Annotated in this window: 15 protein-coding genes and 2 rRNA genes; 3 read left to right on the top strand and 14 right to left on the bottom strand. The window is 65.8% G+C overall.

Features of this window, described 5'->3' with window-relative positions:
* Nucleotides 1-17: 17 nt before the first annotated feature.
* The 4 genes from ppsA to ACEN9K_RS06205 form a co-directional block, all read right to left on the bottom strand.
* Complete coding sequence (gene ppsA, locus ACEN9K_RS06220) at nucleotides 18-2,438, bottom strand: phosphoenolpyruvate synthase (RefSeq protein ID WP_495635364.1); 2,421 nt, start codon at nucleotides 2,436-2,438, stop codon at nucleotides 18-20.
* A gap of 145 nt (nucleotides 2,439-2,583) precedes the next feature.
* Nucleotides 2,584-3,402, bottom strand: a complete 819-nt coding sequence (locus ACEN9K_RS06215; protein ID WP_018770551.1) for a pyruvate, water dikinase regulatory protein — start codon at nucleotides 3,400-3,402, stop codon at nucleotides 2,584-2,586.
* A 95-nt stretch (nucleotides 3,403-3,497) separates the two neighbouring features.
* A complete protein-coding gene (locus tag ACEN9K_RS06210; protein WP_018770552.1) occupies nucleotides 3,498-4,307 on the bottom strand; it encodes a slipin family protein in 810 nt (269 codons plus the stop codon).
* A 111-nt stretch (nucleotides 4,308-4,418) separates the two neighbouring features.
* Complete coding sequence (locus ACEN9K_RS06205) at nucleotides 4,419-5,027, bottom strand: DUF222 domain-containing protein (RefSeq protein WP_495635683.1); 609 nt, start codon at nucleotides 5,025-5,027, stop codon at nucleotides 4,419-4,421.
* A 340-nt stretch (nucleotides 5,028-5,367) separates the two neighbouring features.
* Between ACEN9K_RS06205 and ACEN9K_RS06200 the strand changes: the two genes are divergently transcribed.
* Both ACEN9K_RS06200 and ACEN9K_RS06195 read left to right on the top strand, forming a co-directional pair.
* Nucleotides 5,368-5,856 (top strand): hypothetical protein, encoded by a 489-nt coding sequence (locus ACEN9K_RS06200; protein WP_224084294.1) that lies wholly within the window; start codon nucleotides 5,368-5,370, stop codon nucleotides 5,854-5,856.
* Entirely contained in the window at nucleotides 5,849-5,989 is a 141-nt protein-coding gene (locus ACEN9K_RS06195) for a hypothetical protein (RefSeq protein WP_018770555.1), read from the top strand. Before ACEN9K_RS06200 ends, ACEN9K_RS06195 begins: the two co-directional genes overlap by 8 nt.
* On the opposite strand, the gene ACEN9K_RS06190 is transcribed toward ACEN9K_RS06195, so the two are convergent.
* The 5 genes from ACEN9K_RS06190 to ACEN9K_RS06170 all read right to left on the bottom strand — a co-directional run bounded on the left by ACEN9K_RS06190 (nucleotide 5,986) and on the right by ACEN9K_RS06170 (nucleotide 10,121).
* Entirely contained in the window at nucleotides 5,986-6,246 is a 261-nt protein-coding gene (locus ACEN9K_RS06190; RefSeq protein WP_223994044.1) for a hypothetical protein, read from the bottom strand. The genes ACEN9K_RS06195 and ACEN9K_RS06190 overlap by 4 nt on opposite strands.
* 173 nt (nucleotides 6,247-6,419) lie before the next feature.
* The gene (locus ACEN9K_RS06185; RefSeq protein ID WP_495635363.1) at nucleotides 6,420-7,517 is read right to left on the bottom strand and encodes a DUF2891 family protein; all 1,098 of its coding nucleotides are present in this window, start codon (nucleotides 7,515-7,517) and stop codon (nucleotides 6,420-6,422) included.
* A 34-nt stretch (nucleotides 7,518-7,551) separates the two neighbouring features.
* The gene (locus ACEN9K_RS06180; protein ID WP_018770558.1) at nucleotides 7,552-8,523 is read right to left on the bottom strand and encodes a DUF979 domain-containing protein; all 972 of its coding nucleotides are present in this window, start codon (nucleotides 8,521-8,523) and stop codon (nucleotides 7,552-7,554) included.
* Nucleotides 8,520-9,233, bottom strand: coding sequence for a DUF969 domain-containing protein (locus ACEN9K_RS06175; protein ID WP_018770559.1), 714 nt, complete (start codon nucleotides 9,231-9,233; stop codon nucleotides 8,520-8,522). Before ACEN9K_RS06175 ends, ACEN9K_RS06180 begins: the two co-directional genes overlap by 4 nt.
* A gap of 210 nt (nucleotides 9,234-9,443) precedes the next feature.
* Nucleotides 9,444-10,121 carry a GntR family transcriptional regulator gene (locus ACEN9K_RS06170; protein WP_056393210.1) on the bottom strand — a complete coding sequence of 226 codons (678 nt, stop codon included), beginning with the start codon at nucleotides 10,119-10,121 and terminating at the stop codon, nucleotides 9,444-9,446.
* Between the two features lie 69 nt (nucleotides 10,122-10,190).
* Between ACEN9K_RS06170 and ACEN9K_RS06165 the strand changes: the two genes are divergently transcribed.
* Entirely contained in the window at nucleotides 10,191-11,168 is a 978-nt protein-coding gene (locus ACEN9K_RS06165) for a prenyltransferase/squalene oxidase repeat-containing protein (RefSeq protein WP_495635362.1), read from the top strand.
* A 7-nt stretch (nucleotides 11,169-11,175) separates the two neighbouring features.
* On the opposite strand, the gene ACEN9K_RS06160 is transcribed toward ACEN9K_RS06165, so the two are convergent.
* From ACEN9K_RS06160 to ACEN9K_RS06140, 5 genes are all read right to left on the bottom strand, one after another.
* Entirely contained in the window at nucleotides 11,176-12,924 is a 1,749-nt protein-coding gene (locus tag ACEN9K_RS06160; protein ID WP_134165526.1) for an acetyl/propionyl/methylcrotonyl-CoA carboxylase subunit alpha, read from the bottom strand.
* Nucleotides 12,917-14,587 (bottom strand): 5-oxoprolinase subunit B/C family protein, encoded by a 1,671-nt coding sequence (locus ACEN9K_RS06155; RefSeq protein ID WP_495635361.1) that lies wholly within the window; start codon nucleotides 14,585-14,587, stop codon nucleotides 12,917-12,919. The genes ACEN9K_RS06160 and ACEN9K_RS06155 overlap by 8 nt, the downstream gene beginning before the upstream one ends.
* Nucleotide 14,588: 1 nt before the next feature.
* A complete protein-coding gene (locus ACEN9K_RS06150; RefSeq protein ID WP_018770564.1) occupies nucleotides 14,589-15,347 on the bottom strand; it encodes a LamB/YcsF family protein in 759 nt (252 codons plus the stop codon).
* A 336-nt stretch (nucleotides 15,348-15,683) separates the two neighbouring features.
* A 5S ribosomal RNA gene (gene rrf / locus ACEN9K_RS06145) occupies nucleotides 15,684-15,800 on the bottom strand.
* Nucleotides 15,801-15,973: 173 nt separating this feature from the next.
* Nucleotides 15,974-19,103: ribosomal RNA gene (locus ACEN9K_RS06140) — 23S ribosomal RNA — on the bottom strand.
* Between the last annotated feature and the right edge of the window lie 60 nt (nucleotides 19,104-19,163).

The raw sequence follows: 19,163 nt of genomic DNA, 5'->3' as shown, positions 1-19,163 counted from the left end.
TCGTCAAGCGTTTCTGGTCAGGCTGCCCCGACGGCGGCCACGGCTGCACCTTCCGAAGCGTCAGCTGAGGCCCCGGCGAGCCGAAGCCAGGTGTCCACCACGGTGTCCGGGTTCAGGGAGACGGAATTGACGCCTTCCTGTACCAGCCACTCGGCGAAGTCGGGGTGGTCGCTGGGGCCCTGGCCGCAGATGCCGACGTACTTTTCGCGGGCCCTGCAGGCCTTGATGGCCATGCTCAGCAGCTTCTTCACGGCCGGGTCCCGCTCATCGAAGCTGTTGGCCACAATCGCCGAGTCCCGGTCCAGGCCAAGGGTCAGCTGGGTCATGTCGTTGGAGCCGATGGAGAAGCCGTCGAAGTACTCGAGGAACTCGTCGGCGAGCAGTGCGTTGGAGGGCAGCTCGCACATCATGATCACCTCGAGGCCGTTTTCGCCGCGGCGCAGCCCGTTCTCGGCGAGCAGTTCGATGACGCCCCGCGCCTCGTCCAGGGTGCGCACGAACGGGATCATGAGCTTGACGTTGGTCAGCCCCATCTCGTTGCGCACGAAAGAGAGGGCCTCGCACTCAAGGTCGAAGCAGTCCCGGAAGGAGGGCTCCAGGTACCGGGACGCGCCGCGGAAGCCGATCATCGGGTTCTCTTCATGCGGCTCGTACGCCGGGCCACCGATGAGGTTGGCGTACTCGTTGGACTTGAAGTCGGACATCCGGACGATCACCGGTTCCGGCGCAAAGGCGGCGGCGATGGTGGCCACGCCCTCGGCCAGGCGCTTGATGTAGTACTCGCGGGGGCTGTCGTAGGCGCTGATCCGTTCCCGGATCTCGGCGGCCACATCCGCAGGCTGGCTGTCCAGGTTCAGCAGGGCCTTGGGGTGGATGCCGATCTGCCGGTTGATGATGAACTCCAGCCGGGCCAGGCCCACGCCGTGGTTGGGCAGCTGCGCGAAGGTGAACGCCTGTTCGGGGGTGCCCACGTTCATCATGACCTTCACCGGCGCCTCGGGCAGGTTGGTGATGCCGGTTTCCTCAACGCTGAAGTCCAGCAGGCCCTCGTAGATGGCCCCCGTCTCGCCGTCGGCGCAGGACACGGTGACTTCCTGGCCGTCGGACAGCGTGTCCGTGGCGTTGCCAGTGCCCACGACGGCGGGAATCCCCAGTTCGCGGGCGATGATCGCGGCGTGGCAGGTGCGCCCGCCGCGGTTGGTGACGATGGCGGAGGCGCGCTTCATGATCGGTTCCCAGTCGGGGTCGGTCATGTCCGCCACCAGCACGTCGCCGGTTTGGAACGACGCCATCTGGTCGATGGCGGTAAGGATCCGGACCTTGCCGGCCCCGATCCGCTGCCCGATGGCCCGGCCTTCCACCAGCACCGGGCCGGTTGCGTTCAGGCGGAAACGGCTCATGCTGCCCGGGGCCCGGCGGGACTGTACGGTTTCCGGGCGGGCCTGCAGGATGTACAGGCCGCCGTCGGTCCCGTCCTTGCCCCACTCAATGTCCATCGGACGGCCGTAATGCTTCTCAATGGCCACGGCGTGGCGGGCAAGCTGCTCCACGTCGTCGTCCGTCAGGCTGAAGCGCGAGCGCAGCGAAGCCTCCACCGGCACGAAGTCGATGGTGCGGCCGATCTCGCTGTTGTTGGTGTACGTCATCTGCAGGGCCTTCTCCCCCAGGCCGCGCTTTAGGATCGCCGGGCGGCCGGCCGCCAGGGCGGGCTTGTACACGTAGAACTCGTCCGGGTTCACGGCACCCTGCACCACGGCTTCACCCAGCCCGTAGGAGGAGGTGACGAACACGGCGTCCTGGAAGCCGGACTCGGTGTCCATGGTGAACATGACGCCGGAAGCGCCGACGTCGGAGCGCACCATGCGCTGGATGCCGGCCGAGAGTGCCACCTCGGCGTGTTCGAACTTGTGGTGCACGCGGTAGGCGATGGCGCGGTCGTTGTAGAGCGACGCGAAGACGTCCTTGATGGCCTGCAGGATGTTCTCGATCCCGCGGACGTTCAGGAAGGTCTCCTGCTGCCCGGCGAACGAGGCATCGGGCAGGTCCTCCGCCGTGGCGCTGGACCGGACCGCCCAGGACAGGTCCGCGGAGCCGTCGTGCTTGTCCACCAGCTGCTGGTACGCCTCGCGGACCTGTGCTTCGAAGTCGGGCAGGAAGGGCGTATCCCGGACCAGGGAGCGGATTTCCTGGCCGGCGGAGGCCAGGGCCGTCACGTCATCCGTGTCCAGCCCCACCAGGCGATCGGCGATCTTCTGGTCCAGTCCGGAGTCGGACAGGAACCGGCGGTAGGCGTCTGCCGTGGTGGCGAAGCCGTCCGGAACCTGGACGCCGGCCGAGGTCAGGTTCTGCACCATCTCGCCCAGTGAGGCGTTCTTGCCGCCCACCTTGTCCAGGTCCTTGAGTCCAAGTTCAGAGAACCACAGAACGTCTGTCGTCATGATTGCTGCTCCTTTGCAGTGGGTGGCGTAAGCAATGCTGGCCGTCACGGTAGTGCCGGCCGGAAGAAAAAACCCTGTCAACAGTGGCAGGTCTGCAGCGCACTTTCCACATGATGTGCGCTACGCCACGTTTGTGAAATGGCGGCTAGTGCTTGAGGTTCATCCGCTGCAGGATGGTGGCCGCCATTTCCTCCACGGAGACGGTGGCGGAGTTCAGGTACGGGATCCGGTGGGAAACGTACAGCTGCTCGGCGCTGCGCAGCTCAAAACCGCACTGCCGCAGGGATGCGTAGGGCGAGCTGGGGCGCCGTTCGGTACGGATCTGGCTCAGGCGCAGCGGGTTGGAGGACAGGCCGAAACACTTCGACACGAAAGGCCGCAGCGGCTTGGGCAGCCCGTCCCGCTGGAAGTCTTCATCCACCAGCGGGAAGTTCGCCGCGAAGATCCCGTGCTGCAGCGCCAGGTACATGGTGGTGGGCGTCTTTCCGCACCGGGACGGGGCCACCAGGATCACCTGGGCCTTCTCCAGCGCACGCAGGCTCTGCCCGTCGTCATGCTCCATGGCGTACTCGACGGCGGCCATCCGGGACTGGTAGCGCGCGGCGTTCCCCAACCCATGCGCCCGGCCCGGCTCACCGCTGGCAGGGGTGCCCAGCGCCTGCTCCAGGACCCCCACATGGGTGCCGATCAGATCCACGATCACACCGTTGCAACCGCCAAGGATCTGCCGTATTTCGCTGTTGACGGCGGTGGAAAACACGAGGGGCCGGGGCCCGGCGGCAGCCAGGCCGTCGATGGTGCGGACCACGGACCTCGCCTGGTCGGGGGTGGTGATGAAGGGAATGGTGACGCGGTCGAAATTGTCCACCGGGAACTGCGTCAGCAGTGTATTGCCCAGTGTTTCCGCGGTGATGCCGGTACTGTCCGACAGGAAGTAGACAGGCCGTAGAGCAGCAGTGGTCATGGCACGACTTTAGCGGCCGCCGCGGTTCCGCACCGAAAAGTCGGGGCATGCCGGGTGAGGTCCGCTCCTTGGCTGCGTGCGGGTCAGACAGCGGGTCAGGCCGCCTTTACAGGTGAGGGGCCGGCCGCGGACGCCGCCTGGTTCTCGCGCGCCAGGAATGCGGAAAGTTCGCCGATGGTGCTCATCAGCGGGGCGGGGAACACCACCGTGGAGTTCTTGTCCACCGCGATTTCCACCAGGGACTGCAGGTTGCGAAGCTGCAGTGCCAGCGGGTGGGCCATCATGGTGTCGGAGGCATCGCCGAGCGCTGCCGCGGCGATGGCCTCGCCTTCGGCCGCAATGATCTTCGCTCTCTTCTCACGCTCCGCCTCGGCCTGGCGTGCCATGGCGCGCTTCATGCTTTCCGGCAGTTGGATGTCCTTGAGTTCCACCAAGGTGACTTCCACACCCCATTCAACGGTGAGCACGTCGAGGATTTCGCGGATGTCGCCGTTAATCCGTTCGGTCTCGGACAAGGTCTGGTCCAGGGTGTGGCGGCCAACCACCTTCCGCAACGTAGTCTGGGCGATCTGGTCGATGGCGGAGGCCACGTTCTCAATGGCGATGACGGACTTCACGGCGTCCACCACCCGGTAGTAGGCCACGGCGGAGACGTCCACGCTGACGTTGTCCTGGGTGATGATGCCCTGCGACTGGATGGGCATGGTCACGATCCGGAGGCTGACCAGCGGCAGCCGGTCGATGATCGGGACAATCAGCCGCAGGCCCGGATCCCTGACGCCAATGACCCTGCCAAGCCGGAACAGTACGCCCTTCTCGTATTGCCGCACGATCCGGATGGACATTCTTGCAGCGATGAGAAGCAGGACAACGAGGACGATGACAACGATAGTGGTGGCGTCCACCAGGATCCCCTCCTGGTTACTCGAGTGGGACGTGCCGACGCCTGGGTGGCGCCGTGACAGGTGCCCTGCCTTTATTGTCCCACCAAAGGCGTGAGGGAGCCCAGGGAGGAGCTACCGGTTCCGCACATGGGGCCACAGCGGTGGCTTGTCGCCTCCTTGGAGGTCCTGGTTGCCGCCACCGGTGAGCAGGGCGGCGGAGAGCACGTCAGCGCGGAGTTGCGAAAGGGCCCTGTGCTCGTCCGGGCCTTGGAGTCCCCTGGCAATGGCGGTGGTGCGGCTCCAGACCGCCGAGGCTGTGGTGGCGGGCAGATAGGCGGAGATCCATGCCATCCCGTCACAGTCCGGCGTGTACTCCACGCGCCGGTCCGCTGCACTCCTGGCGTGGCATCCTTCCAGGGTCTCCGGGTGGTGGCGTTCGCGCCAGATGCGGGCTTTGGCCTTGAACCGGTGGGCCGGCATCTCTCCGACCGGGCAACCCCGGGCCGGGTTGCCCGTGTCAGGATCCAGGAAGTGCGCTTCCAGGGCGGCTGCGCCTGCAGGGTCCAGGCTGGCGGTTTGGTCCACCATGGTCCGGGCATGCTGCCAAGAGATATGCCCGGAGCGCAGGGCAGCAAGAGTTAAGGGCAGCGAACTGGCCAGCGCATATGTTTCGGCCAGCAAAGCACCAGCCGCGCGATGACTAATTGACAGTACGCACGCTGCCTCCGCCGCCACCGCCATCACATCCAGGCAGCCGTCGGCCAGCATTTTGGCGGGCGGGATTGACCGGGTCAACGGGGGTCCCGCGCGTCCCGCGGGTCGGGCAAACCGGAGGCTAGACTGGCCGGGTAAGGACGGATTGGGGGATCCATGGCGGCGCTGCCGCTGTTCCGCTGGTCGGTCGCAGCCAGCGGACCCAAGGATCACCGTGACCTTCTTCCAGGACTTTCCAGTACCTCCGCTCCCACCGAGGCCGAGGTCTCAACGGTACGTCCCGCCGCCATGGGCGGGCGCCCCAGTCTACGAGCTGCCGTCCGTGGTCCACATCGGCAGGTTTGTGTCCAGGACTCCGTGGAGGGTGGTGGCGGTCAAAAGTGCCGACGTGTTCTCCACCGGCTGCGTGTTCAACCTGTCCTGGCTGTTCCGCCGTGACCAGCAATCCGACGAAGACTGGGCCGACCTGCAGCACCTCTTCTTCCAGCCGGGAAGGGGCATCCGCAGTGGCCGCGGACAACAGACCGGCCTGATGTTCGGCGTCCAGTTCCCCGATGGTTCCAAAGCCAGCACCGGCACCCTGGGTCCCCACGGCTTCGTGGAGCGTGGCCAGGAACCCGAACCTCCGGCGCTGGTCCTGAACAATGGCGGCGGCGGTGGCGGAGAGGATGAGTTCCAGGGCACCGGCTCGCTCTGGCTCTGGCCGCTTCCCCCTGCCGGCAGCCTCCGCCTGGTTTCCCAGTGGACCGATTTCGGCCTTGAGGAAACGTCCATCATGCTCGACGGCGGGAAGTTGCGGGATGCCGCAAAGGCAGCCCAGCAGTACTGGCCGGAGGAGGGCAGCAACCATGGGTGACTTCACAGGCTTGGTCCTGTTTGTCCTCTTCGGAGCGGTCTTCTTCTACATCCTCTACGGCGTCATCCGCGCCGCAGTCCGGGACGGAATCGGCCAGGCGGATGAGCGCCGCGCGGACCGGCGTCGTAGCTAAATCGAGGACACGATGCTTCCGTAGCCCTGCAGGAACATCCGGCGCCCCTGGCCTTCGTCCGTCCACACCCAAATGACCGAGTAGTCGGACGTGACGGCGTCCACCACCCCCGTGCCGGCCAGGGTTCCCTCGGCGAAGCGGACCCGGTCCCCCACCGCCAGCCGCGGGTGCCTGGTCCGCTTCCTCCTGGGCCGAAGCGTGGTGGACTCCTCTGCTGTTGCGGGGTCTGGCGGGCAGGTCGTGAGCTGCTGGCGCATGGGATTCCTTGGGCTCGCGGGCGGATGGTCAGCTCATTACAACCCTGCCCGCTGCTCCCAGGTCACGCACTCGCGCGTGGTGATGCAAGACTAGCCCGCCACCGGCGTGGCATGCACCCACCAGACGCTCCGAACGGAGTGTGACTGGTGCGTGCGCCACGCCAGCCCGGGAATCAGTCGAGTTCAGCCACCGATCCCAGCGCATCCCACGCGAAGCTGGCCAGCCAGTGCGTGGACATGAAGTCCCCGCTTTCCAGTCCGGACAGCCCGGCCTTCAGGAGCGGGTCCAGCGCGTCGGACAGCACGGCCGCGGCGGCCGAGGCTTCCGGGCCGCTGGATTGACGAAGCGTGGCGATGATCCGTGCCACCTGTCCCGCGCGGGTCAGGTTCAGTCCGTGCAGGTGCACCAGGTAGCCGTCGGTCTCATCCGTCACGCCCACCGGCTGCAGGATGCGCGATGCGGTGGACAGCTCCGGCAGGAACCCCGCGAACCACCCGGCGAACTCGTCCGCGGAAAGCACGCGGCGCATCAGGTCCGCCTCGCTCAGGCCCGCGGAGAGGAAGTCCTGGCCGCTGAGCTCCCAGTCGCCCGGCCAGCCGCGGTCATTGGCAAACCAGGTGCGCGCCGCGTCCTCGCACGCTTTGGCGGCATCAACCCTGCCCAGGGAGCGGAAGGCATCCAGCATGTACCCCACACCGAACGCGGCGTTGGTGTGCAGCCCGTGCCGGACGGGATACTGCGCCTTGGCCATCCAGGCGGCGCTGAGCTCCGCCACGGCATCCACCAGGGGTTCCAAAGCGGTGCCCCATTGGCGGATCTCCGCATCCGGGGAGGCGGAGCAGGTGGCGGCCAGCCGCATCAGCCAGGCCCAGCCGTAGGGCCGCTCCCAGGACGGGTTGGCCAGCAGGTAGTCCCGTTCCACTGCCAGCTTGGCCGGGGTCAGGTTGGCGCCCAGGGCTGCCCGGAGCGACGCCTCGGTGGCGGCATCCACCCAAGCCGCCGTGCCGCCGTCGGACGCTCCTGCCGCGGTAGTCCCAGCAAAGGGTGACCCTGGAGTGCCGCCCACCAGGCTCGCCCCCAGCCAGTGCATGTGCACGCAGGAGTGCCAGTCGAAGGAGGTGTAGAAGGCGGGGTGGATCTGCTCGGGGGTTGGCCTGTCGTCGGCTGACACCTGGGTGTGGTGGGCCGAGTGCGGGAAGGGCTCGGAAAGGTTGCCCAGCACCACGGCCGCGTAGTCCGGTGCCGCCTGTGCGCGAAGATCGTTGTCCATCATGCTCCTTTGAATGGCAGGGTCTGCGGAAGGGTTAGTGGAAGGCCAGGAAGTACATCAGCGCGATGTTCACCGCCAGCAGCGGGATGGCCGTGCCCACCTGTGCGGCGATGACGCCGTATTTGTTGTCCATTTCCAGCAGCGCGGACGGCACCAGGTTGAAGTTGGCTGCCATGGGCGTGCAGAGCGTTCCGCAGAAGCCGGCCAGCATGCCGATCGCGAAGACGATCGCGGGGTCACCGTGGAACGTCTCCACCAGCACGGGCCAGCCGATGGCAGCGGTCATGATGGGGAACGCAGCGAAGCCGTTGCCCATCAGCACGGTGAACAGGAACATGCCGATGCAGTAGACCAGCACGCCGGCGATCAGTGAGCCCTTGGGCAGCAGGCCGGAGGCGAGCGTGCCCACGGCGGTGCCCACGCCGGCTTTGGTGAAGAGGATGCCCAGCGTGGTGAGCATCTGGGGCAGCAGCGCGGCCCAGCCGATGGATTCGAGGATCCGGCGGCTTTCGAAGATGGGCGTGGCCGGGTTCTTGGGCTTGAGGATCACCAGGGCCACGACGACGGCAGCCACGGCGCCAATGGCCAGGGCTACCAGCGTGGTGTTCTTGGGGTCCAGCAGCGGGGTGCCGCCGATGGACAGCAGCGGGGCTGCGAGCACCAGGATGACGGTGACCAGGGGCAGCGTCAGGGCCGGGATGAAGAGCTTGTTGCCGAAGCGCTTGGCGAAGGCCTCGCGCTCGTGGCCGGTGGAGGTGCGGTGCTTGCCGTGGCCCAGCAGGCCGGTGGAGGCCAGCACCACCAGGACCAGGACGGCGATGCCCAGGATCCAGCCGGGCGCCGTGCCGGCCTGGACCCAGGTGCTGTAGAAGAAGCACAGGCCCAGCAGGCCCCAGAAGGAGGAGCTGCCCCAGCGGCGGGGGTGGTTGGTGTCGGCGGCAATGAGTGATGCCCAGGCGACGAACAGAAGGCCGATCAGCCAGTAGACGGCTTCAACGTTGATCATTTCGCTTCTCCTGCGGTTTCCTTCTGGGCGGTGAGCTCGTATTCGCGGTATTCCTTGTCCAGCTGCTTGTCCAGGCGCAGGAGCCGGAAGCCGTGGATGAGGAAGGCCGCAATGGCGGTGGGGATGGCCCAGAGGGCCAGCTGGAGCGGTTCCAGGTGCAGGTGGTACGTGGTGTCCACGAACGTGGTGATCAGCAGGATGGAGCCGACGGCGACGAACACGTCCTCGCCGAAGAACACGCCCACGTTGTCCGCCCCGGCGGAGTGGCCCTTGATCTTCTCGCTGATCTTGTCCGGGACGTGCCCGTAGCGGCGCAGCGCTGCGCCTTCGGCCATGGGGAACACCAGCGGGCGGACGGTCTGGGCGTGGCCGCCGATGCTGTTCAGGCCGACGGCGGCGGTGATCTGGCGGACGGCCAGGTAGCCGATCAGGACCCGGCCTGCCGTCAGCTTGGCGAGCCGGCCGATGAGGACCTTGGCCTGTTCCTGCAGCCCGAAGAACTCGATGATTCCCACCACGGGCAGCACGGCCACGAAGATGGTGACCGAGCGGCTGCTGGCAAAACCGGTTCCGAACGAGTCGAGGATCTGCGCGGGGTTCATGCCGCCCAGAAGTGCGGTGACGATGCCCGCAACGGTGACGACAATCAGGGGGTTCAGGCGGATGGCGAAGCCAACGATCACCAGCAGCACCCCGATGAGTACAAGCATGATTATCCCTTCCCAGGGGACCCGTGACGGGTCTGCGAAAGTGGGGGCCGGCGCGTCCGTGAGTGTGGTGGTGGGAGTGACTGCGCCGAGGGGCGGGAGCCCCGGACACGTTAGGGCTGCAGGGTTAAGTGAGCTGCAGAACAACGGTGTGATCTAAAGCATAGCTTTTTGTTCAACAATCCTGCAACCCCCTTTTTGGGGAAGGGTTGGCTAGCGGCCGACGGCGGCGAGCAGCTGCGCTTCCGCGCGGTCCAGGTAGGCGGCCAGGAAGTCCGCTGCCGCGGCCAGCTCACCGGCTTCCAGGAGGTCCACGATCCGGGCGTTGTCCTCCACGTAAGGCTCGTGGAAGGCAGGGTTGGCCGCCATCGAGTGGAACACCAGGCGCATCTCGGCCAGCACCTGGTCCATGAGGCTGTTGAGCCGCTCGCTGCCGGAGCGGTCGACGATGGCGCGGTGGAAGTCCTGGTTGGCGCTGGCCATGCCGGGGATGTCGCCGTCGGCGGCGGCCGCCCTGGCGGCCTTGATGATTGCCGCCAGGGGCTCCAGCGGGGCATCGCCGGACCACAGGACCGCCGCGGGCTCCAGGAACCGGCGCACCCGGTAGATTTCGCGGATGTCGTCAGCCGTGGGGTGGGCCACGAACACACCACGGTTGGGGATGCGGGTCACGATGTGTTCGGCATGGAGCGCCGTGAATGCTTCCCGCAGGGTGTTGCGGGACACGCCGAGGGCCTCGCGGAGGGCTTCCTCGGCGAGCTTTGATCCGGGAGCCAGCTGCCCGGCGGCGATGCGGCTGCGCAGCTGGGCGGCCACCCAGAGGCCCGTTTCGGCGTGCTTTGTGGTCCTGGCCTGGGCTTGGAGATCGGCCAGTACCTCGTCAAACGTCATGGCACCACGATATCGGGCAGGACAGCGGTGCCCTGTCCGCACCGGACGTATTCCGCCATCATGGTGACCATGACGTGGCTTGACGGCCTCCGGTTCGACCCGATCGCCCCGCTGCTGTCCAGCGGTCACCCCGCCGTGCGCTCCTGGGCCGTCCGCGAGCTGGTCCCCGGACCGGGAGGGCTGCCGGCCACCCCGGCGGCCGATGAGGCACTCTGGGACCTTCCGGTCCCGCGCCGGATCCTGCGGCACCAGGCGGCGGACGGGTCGTGGGCCTATCCGGGAAGACGGCCCCGGGACCGCATGGATTACGACCTGCTGGAGACCTACCGGCAACTCGGGTTCCTCGTGGAGATGTTCGGGCTCACCCGCCGGCATCCGGCCATCGCCGCGGCCGCCGGTTATGTGCTTTCACACCAGTCCGAGCCAGGTGACCTTCGGGGGATTTACGGCAACCAGGTGTCTCCCAACTACACGGCGGCCCTCATCGGGCTCCTGTGCAAAGCGGGGTACGGCGACCACCCGCGCGTGGAACGCGCGTTCAGCTGGCTTGAGGCGTCGCGGCAGGACGACGGCGGCTGGGCCCTTCCCATCCGCACCCGGGGGAGGAAGCTGGACGCGCTGGACGAGCCGCAGACCATCACCGGCGATCCGTCGCAGCCGTTCTCGCACCTGATCACCGGGGTGGTGCTCAGGGCCTACGCGGCCCATCCCGCGCACCGCGCAAGCACCTCCGCACAGAAGGCCGCGGAAATGCTGGCGGGCCGCTTCTTCGAGCCGGACGCCTATCCGGATAAGGGCCGCGTCTCCGACTGGACCGAGTTCTGCTTTCCCTTCTGGATGACGGACCTCGTTTCCGCCCTCGACGCGATCAGCATCATCCACCCCGGCCTTCGAACGGAAAAAACCGGCCAGGCGCGCGACTGGCTGGCCGCGCACCAGGAGCCGTCAGGGCTCTTCACCGGCCACCTGCTCCGGGACAGGTTCCACGACCTCCAGCTCTGGTTCAGCCTGGCGGTGTGCCGCGTGTTCGCGCGGATGCCCTCGTGAGGTGCGTTCAGGAAATGGTGGTGAGCACCTGCCCGGGCCCGACGGCGTCTCCGGCCGCCGCGTACAGCTCACCGACGGTGCCGGCGCGGTGGGCGGCCACGGCCGTCTCCATCTTCATGGCTTCGAGCACCAGCACCGCTTCGCCTTCCTCGACGCTGGCCCCGGGCTCAGCCAGCCACTTGACCACGGTGCCGGCCATGGTGGCCAGCAGGTCGCCGTCGTTCTTCTCCGCCGCAGCCTCCCCGCCGTCCTGCGGAGCCGCTGCGCGTCCCCTGCCGCCGCCGTCGAGCAGGGAATCCAGCAGCGCCTTGGGGAGTCCCAGCTCCATCCGCTTGCCGTCCACCTCGATGCCGATGGTCCGGCGGGGCTCTTCCGGCGCGGCGGGACTGAAGGCCGGATCCGCCTCAAGGGCGGTGGTGAATTCGTTTTCGATCCAGGTGGTGTAGACGCCCAGCGTGTCCGTCCGGGTGAAGTCCGGCGCGTCCACCACCGCGCGGTGGAACGGCAGCACGGTGGCCAGGCCGCCGATGCGGAACTCCCGCAGGGCGCGGCGGGCGCGGCGGAGCGCCTGCTGGCGGTCCGCCCCGGTCACCACGAGTTTGGCCAGCAGGGAATCGAACTGCCCGGGGACCACCGAGCCCGAACGGACGCCGGTGTCCACCCGGATCCCGGGACCGGTGGGGGCTTCGAAGGTTTCCACGGTGCCGGGGGACGGCAGGAAGCCGCGGCCCGGGTCCTCGGCGTTGATCCGGAACTCAAAGGCGTGCCCGCGCGGCTCCGGGTCCTCGAGGATGGGAAGCTTCTCCCCCGCCGCGATGGACAGCTGGGCGGCCACCAGGTCCACCCCGGAGGTCTCCTCGGTGATGGGATGCTCCACCTGCAGGCGGGTGTTGACCTCCAGGAAGCTCAGGAACCCCGTGCCGTCCAGCAGGTACTCCACGGTGCCGGCACCGACGTAGCCCGCCTCGCGGCAAATGGCCTTGGCCGAGGCGTGGATGGCGGCCCGCTGCTCAGCGGTGAGGAAGGGGGCGGGGGCTTCCTCCACGAGTTTCTGGTGGCGGCGCTGCAGCGAACAGTCGCGGGTGCCCACGACCACCACGTTGCCGTGCGTGTCCGCGATGACCTGGGCCTCCACGTGGCGCGGCCGGTCCAAAAACTTCTCCACGTAGCATTCGCTCCGGCCGAAGGCGGCCAGGGATTCGCGGACCGCGGAGTCGAAGCTTTCCTCGATGTCGGCCTGGTCCCGGACCACCTTGAGGCCACGCCCGCCGCCGCCGAACGCCGCCTTGATGGCCACGGGAAGGCCCACCTGTTCGGCGAAGGCGCGGACCTCCGCGGCGCTGGCCACCGGTCCGTCGCTGCCGGGTGCCAGCGGGGCGCCGGCCCGGACCGCCACCTCGCGGGCGCTGACCTTATCGCCCAGCAGCCGGATGGTCTCCGGGGAGGGGCCGATCCAGGTCAGGCCGGCGTCGATTACGGCCTGGGCGAAGCCGGCGTTCTCGGACAGGAAGCCGTAGCCGGGGTGGACGGCGTCGGCGCCGCTTTTCGCCGCAACGGCGAGGAGCTTGTCGATGTCCAGGTAGGTTTCCTGGGGCCGGGAGCCTGACAGCGCGTAGGCCTCGGTGGCGGCGGAGACGTGCAGCGCGTCGGCGTCCGGGTCGGCGTAGACGGCCACGCTTTCCAGGCCTGCATCGTCGCAGGCCCGGGCGATCCGGACGGCAATTTCGCCGCGGTTGGCAATGAGGACTTTACGCATGGGGGCTTTCCTTAGGTGTTTCGGGCAGTTCTGCCGGAGGAGCTGCGGCGGTGAACCGGACGGTTGTGCCCGGGGGAAGCTGGGCGGCCTTGTCCAGGTCGGCATGGACGACGACGGCAATCACCGGGTACCCGCCGGTCACCGGGTGGTCGGAGAGGAACAGGACGGGCTGGCCTTCCGGCGGCACCTGCACGGCGCCGCGGACGGTTCCTTCGCTGGCGAGTTCGCCGTCCCGGCTGCGGCTGAGCGGCTGGCCGTTGAGGCGCAGTCCGATCCGGTTGGACTGCGGCGTGACGGTCCATTCCTGGGCCAGGAAGTCCTGCAGCGTGTCGGTGCTGAACCAGTCCTGCCGGGGTCCGGGGACCACCCGCAGCACGGTCGCCCCGTCCTGAATCGGAAGGGGGGACACTTCCGGGTGGCCCACCACGCTGCCCGGTTTGGCGGCGTGCACCGGCAGGATGGTTCCCGCTCCGAGCAGCTCGGGGCCGATCCCTGACATGGTGTCCGTGGAGCGGCTGCCGAGAGCATCGGGGCCACCGAGTCCACCGCGGACGCCGACGTAGGAGCGGAGCCCTGCCGTGGGGGTGCCCACGGTCAGCCTCTCCCCCGCCAACAGCGCGAAGGGGGCGTCGCACGCGGGGTGCCGCGCCGCCGTCGTCCGCTGGCTGTCCTCTTTTGAGTCTGCCCCCGGTGTGATCTGCAGCGGGACGGCCGCTCCGGCGACGGCCAGGACCTGGTCGGTGAGGGCCTCGAGTTCGAGGCCGCCGAAGAGGAGTTCGATGCCGGCTGCGCCTTCGGCGTTGCCCACCAGGCGGTTGGCGCGGCGGAGGGCTCCGCGGTCCATGGCGCCGGCGCTGCTGACACCCAGCGAGGCGAAGCCCGGCCGGCCCAGGTCCTGGACGGTGGCCTGCAGCCCCGGTTTGCGGACGGCAAGGCCTGGGTGGCCCTGGTGCTCTGCCGTCCGGTTGGCGGGGGCTTTGGGCCGTTCCGTCATGATGGCGTGGCTGCGGACGGCCTTGAAGCGGACGGTATCGCCGGGGCGGATGAGGGCGGGATTTTCCCGGTCCAGGTCCCACATGGCGGCTTCGGTCCGGCCGATCAGCTGCCAGCCGCCCGGCGACTGCCGCGGGTAGACGGCCGAGTACGCGCCGCCCAAGGCCACAGCGCCGGCGGGCACGGCCGTGCGCGGGGATCGGCGCCGCGGGACTTCGAGGCTGGGGTTTTCGCCGCTGAGGTAGGCGAAGCCCGGTGCGAATCCGGCAAAGGCTGCGGTCCAGAGCTGGCCGGCATGCGCGGCCACCACTCCCTCACGGCCCAGTCCGGTGAGCGACGCCACCTCGTCCAGGTCCTCGCCGTCGTACACCACGTCGATGGTGACCAGCGCGCTCTCGGTGTCCGCTGGCGCCTCAAGGTCCAGCCCGCGGACGTGCGCGGCCAGCGCCTGGACTGCTTGGGGCGAATCCGCGGTGACAAGGACGGTTGATGCGGCTGCGATGACGTCGATCTGGCCCGGCTGCGGGTGTGCGGTCAGCTGCGCCTGGAGGCTGAGGACGGCATCGAGGGAGGACAGCTCCACCAGGATGGCCCGGTCACCCGCGCGCCGGATCCCGGTCAGCTCCGGGCGAGGGGCAGTGGCGGTGCGCTGCTGCTGCGTGGCGGCCATGCTAGGCGAAGCTTTCGATCCGGATGCCGGCGTCCACCAGTGCGGCACGGACGGCGGCAGCCATTGCCACGGCGCCGGGGGTGTCACCGTGCAGGCAGATGCTTTCGGCGTGGACGGGAACCAGCGATCCGTCGATGGCGCGGACTACGCCGTCCCCGGCCAGGCGCAGGACGTGCTCGACGACGTCCTCCACCTTGTGCAGCACGGCGCCGGGTTCGCGCCGGGAGACCAGGGTGCCGTCCGGGTTGTAGGCACGGTCAGCGAAGGCCTCGGCCACGGTCCGCAGGCCCGCGGCTTCGGCCTGGCGCTGGATCTCGGAGTTGGGGAGCACCATAAGGGGCAGGGTGGGGTCCACTGCGAGGATGGCTGCCACAACGGCCCCAGCCTGCTTCGGGTGGGTGACGATGGTGTTGTAGAGCGCGCCGTGCGGCTTGACGTAGCGGACGGCAGTGCCGGCGGCGAGGGCCACGGCCTGGACTGCGCCGATCTGGTAGACCACATCGGCGGTCAGCTCGGCCGGGGTCATGTCCACGAAGCGCCGGCCGAAGCCGGCCAGGTCCCGGTAACCGGGGTGTGCGCCCACGGTGACGCCGGCCTTCACGGCGGCCTGGCAGGTGGCCATGATGCCTACAGGGTCGCCGGCGTGGAAGCCGCAGGCCACGTTGGCGCTGGACACGCTTTCAAAGATGGCCGCGTCGTCTCCGAAGGACCAGTTCCCAAAGGACTCGCCGACGTCGCTGTTCAGGTCGATGCTGGGCATTGTGATCTCCGTCTCGGATTGCTGTTCATCCAAGAATGCCCTAAAAACTCGGATTGTTCAACAATCTGAAGCCCCTATTACCCTTCCTACCCGTGACGCGCCATCACATCCTGCCCGTTTCCGCGGGATGCGCCATCACATCCGGCCCGTTCGCCGGCCACGCCTCATCACTTCGTGAGAGTCTTCTGTCGTGGCGCGGGGCCTGGTGACGCGTTACCGGTGAGGGGACGAAAGCTGATGGCGCGTCACGGGGCCCAGGTGCGGGATCGTGTTGTGGTGTTGGTGGGTTAAATGTGGGAGGCCCCAACCTGGTGGTTGGGGCCTCGACCAATGTGTGTCCGGCGGTGACCTACTCTCCCACACCCTCCCGGGTGCAGTACCATCGGCGCTGTGGGTCTTAGCTTCCGGGTTCGGAATGGGACCGGGCGTTTCCCCCACGCTATGACCGCCGTAACCCTTGTACCCGCCCGCCCGGTGTTTTGTTCGGGGGTGGGAAGTTTGGTGGTTACAACATTGTGGTGTTGTTCTTCAGTTGTGGTGGTTCCGTGCCGTGACAACCCGTGTGTTGGGGGGTTGTTGGTTGGGAACCACATAGTGGACGCAAGCAGAGTTTTGTATGTATCTGTGTGGTGTAAGTTGTTGGCCTATTAGTACCGGTCAGCTTCACGAGTCGTTAGTCCTCGCTTCCACATCCGGCCTATCAACCCAGTGGTCTGGCTGGGGGCCTCTCACACCCGAGGGTGTATGGAAATCTCATCTCGAAGCGAGCTTCCCGCTTAGATGCTTTCAGCGGTTATCCCATCCGAACGTAGCTAATCAGCGGTGCACTTGGCAGTACAACTGACACACCAGAGGTTCGTCCGTCCCGGTCCTCTCGTACTAAGGACAGCCCTTCTCAAATTTCCTGCGCGCGCAGCGGATAGGGACCGAACTGTCTCACGACGTTCTAAACCCAGCTCGCGTACCGCTTTAATGGGCGAACAGCCCAACCCTTGGGACCTACTCCAGCCCCAGGATGCGACGAGCCGACATCGAGGTGCCAAACCATGCCGTCGATATGGACTCTTGGGCAAGATCAGCCTGTTATCCCCGAGGTACCTTTTATCCGTTGAGCGACGGCCATTCCACAATGTACCGCCGGATCACTAGTCCCGACTTTCGTCCCTGCTCGAGATGTCTCTCTCACAGTCAAGCTCCCTTGTGCACTTACACTCGACACCTGATTGCCAACCAGGCTGAGGGAACCTTTGGGCGCCTCCGTTACTTTTTAGGAGGCAACCGCCCCAGTTAAACTACCCATCAGGCACTGTCCCTGACCCGGATTACGGGCCGAAGTTAGATGTCCAAAGTGACCAGAGTGGTATTTCAACGATGACTCCACCCGAACTGGCGTCCGGGCTTCAACGTCTCCCACCTATCCTACACAAGCCACTCCGAACACCAATACCAAACTATAGTAAAGGTCTCGGGGTCTTTCCGTCCTGCTGCGCGTAACGAGCATCTTTACTCGTACTGCAATTTCGCCGAGTTTATGGTTGAGACAGCGGGGAAGTCGTTACTCCATTCGTGCAGGTCGGAACTTACCCGACAAGGAATTTCGCTACCTTAGGATGGTTATAGTTACCACCGCCGTTTACTGGGGCTTAAATTCTCAGCTTCGCCTTGCGGCTAACCGGTCCTCTTAACCTTCCAGCACCGGGCAGGAGTCAGTCCGTATACATCGTCTTGCGACTTCGCACGGACCTGTGTTTTTAGTAAACAGTCGCTTCCCCCTGGTCTCTGCGGCCCCGATCCCCTCCACACCGCAAAGGGTGTATCAAGGTTGGGGCCCCCCTTCTCCCGAAGTTACGGGGGCATTTTGCCGAGTTCCTTAACCATAATTCTCTCGATCGCCTTGGTATTCTCTACCTGATCACCTGTGTCGGTTTGGGGTACGGGCGGCTAAAACCTCGCGTCGATGCTTTTCTCGGCAGCATAGGATCACCAAATCCCCCCAAACGGGGGTCCCATCAGATCTCAGGCACCATGAGTGGCGGATTTGCCTACCACTCGCCCTACATCCTTAGACCGGGACAACCATCGCCCGGCTCGGCTACCTTCCTGCGTCACACCTGTTAATACGCTTGCCTCCCGGGATCAGGTCCTGCGCTCCACCAAAACCCTCACACCACAAGGGCGCTCGGGCAGGCTTCGGGCAGTTAGTATCCCCCGCTCAGCATGGGCGGTTTTTCGCCGGTACGGGAATATCAACCCGTTGTCCATCGACTACGCCTGTCGGCCTCGCCTTAGGTCCCGACTTACCCAGGGCAGATTAGCTTGACCCTGGAACCCTTGATCATTCGGCGGACGGGTTTCTCACCCGTCTTTCGCTACTCATGCCTGCATTCTCACTCGTGTAGGCTCCACCGCTGGTTTACACCGCGACTTCACCGCCCACACGACGCTCCCCTACCCATCCACACGCCTGAACCACAAGGGCTTAGCTAAAATGTGAATGCCACAACTTCGGCGGTGTACTTGAGCCCCGCTACATTGTCGGCGCGGAATCACTTGACCAGTGAGCTATTACGCACTCTTTTAAGGGTGGCTGCTTCTAAGCCAACCTCCTGGTTGTCTGGGCAACTCCACATCCTTTCCCACTTAGCACACGCTTAGGGGCCTTAGTTGGTGGTCTGGGCTGTTTCCCTCTCGACTATGAAGCTTATCCCCCACAGTCTCACTGCTGCGCTCTCACTTACCGGCATTCGGAGTTTGGCTGACGTCAGTAACCTTGTAGGGCCCATTAGCCATCCAGTAGCTCTACCTCCAGCAAGAAACACGCAACGCTGCACCTAAATGCATTTCGGGGAGAACCAGCTATCACGAAGTTTGATTGGCCTTTCACCCCTACCCACAGCTCATCCCCTCCATTTTCAACTGAAGTGGGTTCGGTCCTCCACGACGTCTTACCGTCGCTTCAACCTGGCCATGGGTAGATCACTTCGCTTCGGGTCTAGATCACGCCACTCACACGCCCTATTCAGACTCGCTTTCGCTACGGCTGCCCCACACGGGTTAACCTCGCGACGTAACACTAACTCGCAGGCTCATTCTTCAAAAGGCACGCCGTCACCAGAATCAGACTGGCTCCGACGGATTGTAAGCACACGGTTTCAGGTACTGTTTCACTCCCCTCCCGGGGTACTTTTCACCTTTCCCTCACGGTACTGGTCCGCTATCGGTCATTAGGGAGTATTTAGGCTTATCAGGTGGTCCTGACAGATTCGCACGGGATTTCTCGGGCCCCGTACTACTTGGGATACTCTCACAGGCGGTACAAACACATTACGGTTACGGGACTAACACCCTCTCTGGCCGGCCTTTCAAAACCGTTCACCTATGCGCGCACATCACACCCCACCAGCCCGGCAGAACTGGTATGGAAAGTCCCACAACCCCGACCATGCAACGCCCGCCGGCTATCACACATGGAACGGTTTAGCCTGATCCGCGTTCGCTCGCCACTACTAACGGAATCACTATTGTTTTCTCTTCCTGCGGGTACTGAGATGTTTCACTTCCCCGCGTTCCCCCCACGCACCCTATGTGTTCAGGTACGGGTCACCGAGTCACTCGCGCGCTCGGCGGGGTTTCCCCATTCGGACACCCTGGGATCACAGTCCGGTTATCGACTCCCCCAGGCTTATCGCAGATTCCTACGTCCTTCTTCGGCTCCTAATGCCAAGGCATCCACCGTGTGCTCTTAAAAACTTGACCACAAAGATCAAAAACATTTCTCGAGAGAACCACAGAAACCAACCACACCCCAACACCCAA

The sequence above is a fragment of the Pseudarthrobacter sp. Pseusp20 genome (assembly GCF_059492155.1).
The sequence above is the reverse complement of the archived record's forward strand: the minus strand, read 5'-3'. Positions and strand labels throughout refer to the sequence as shown.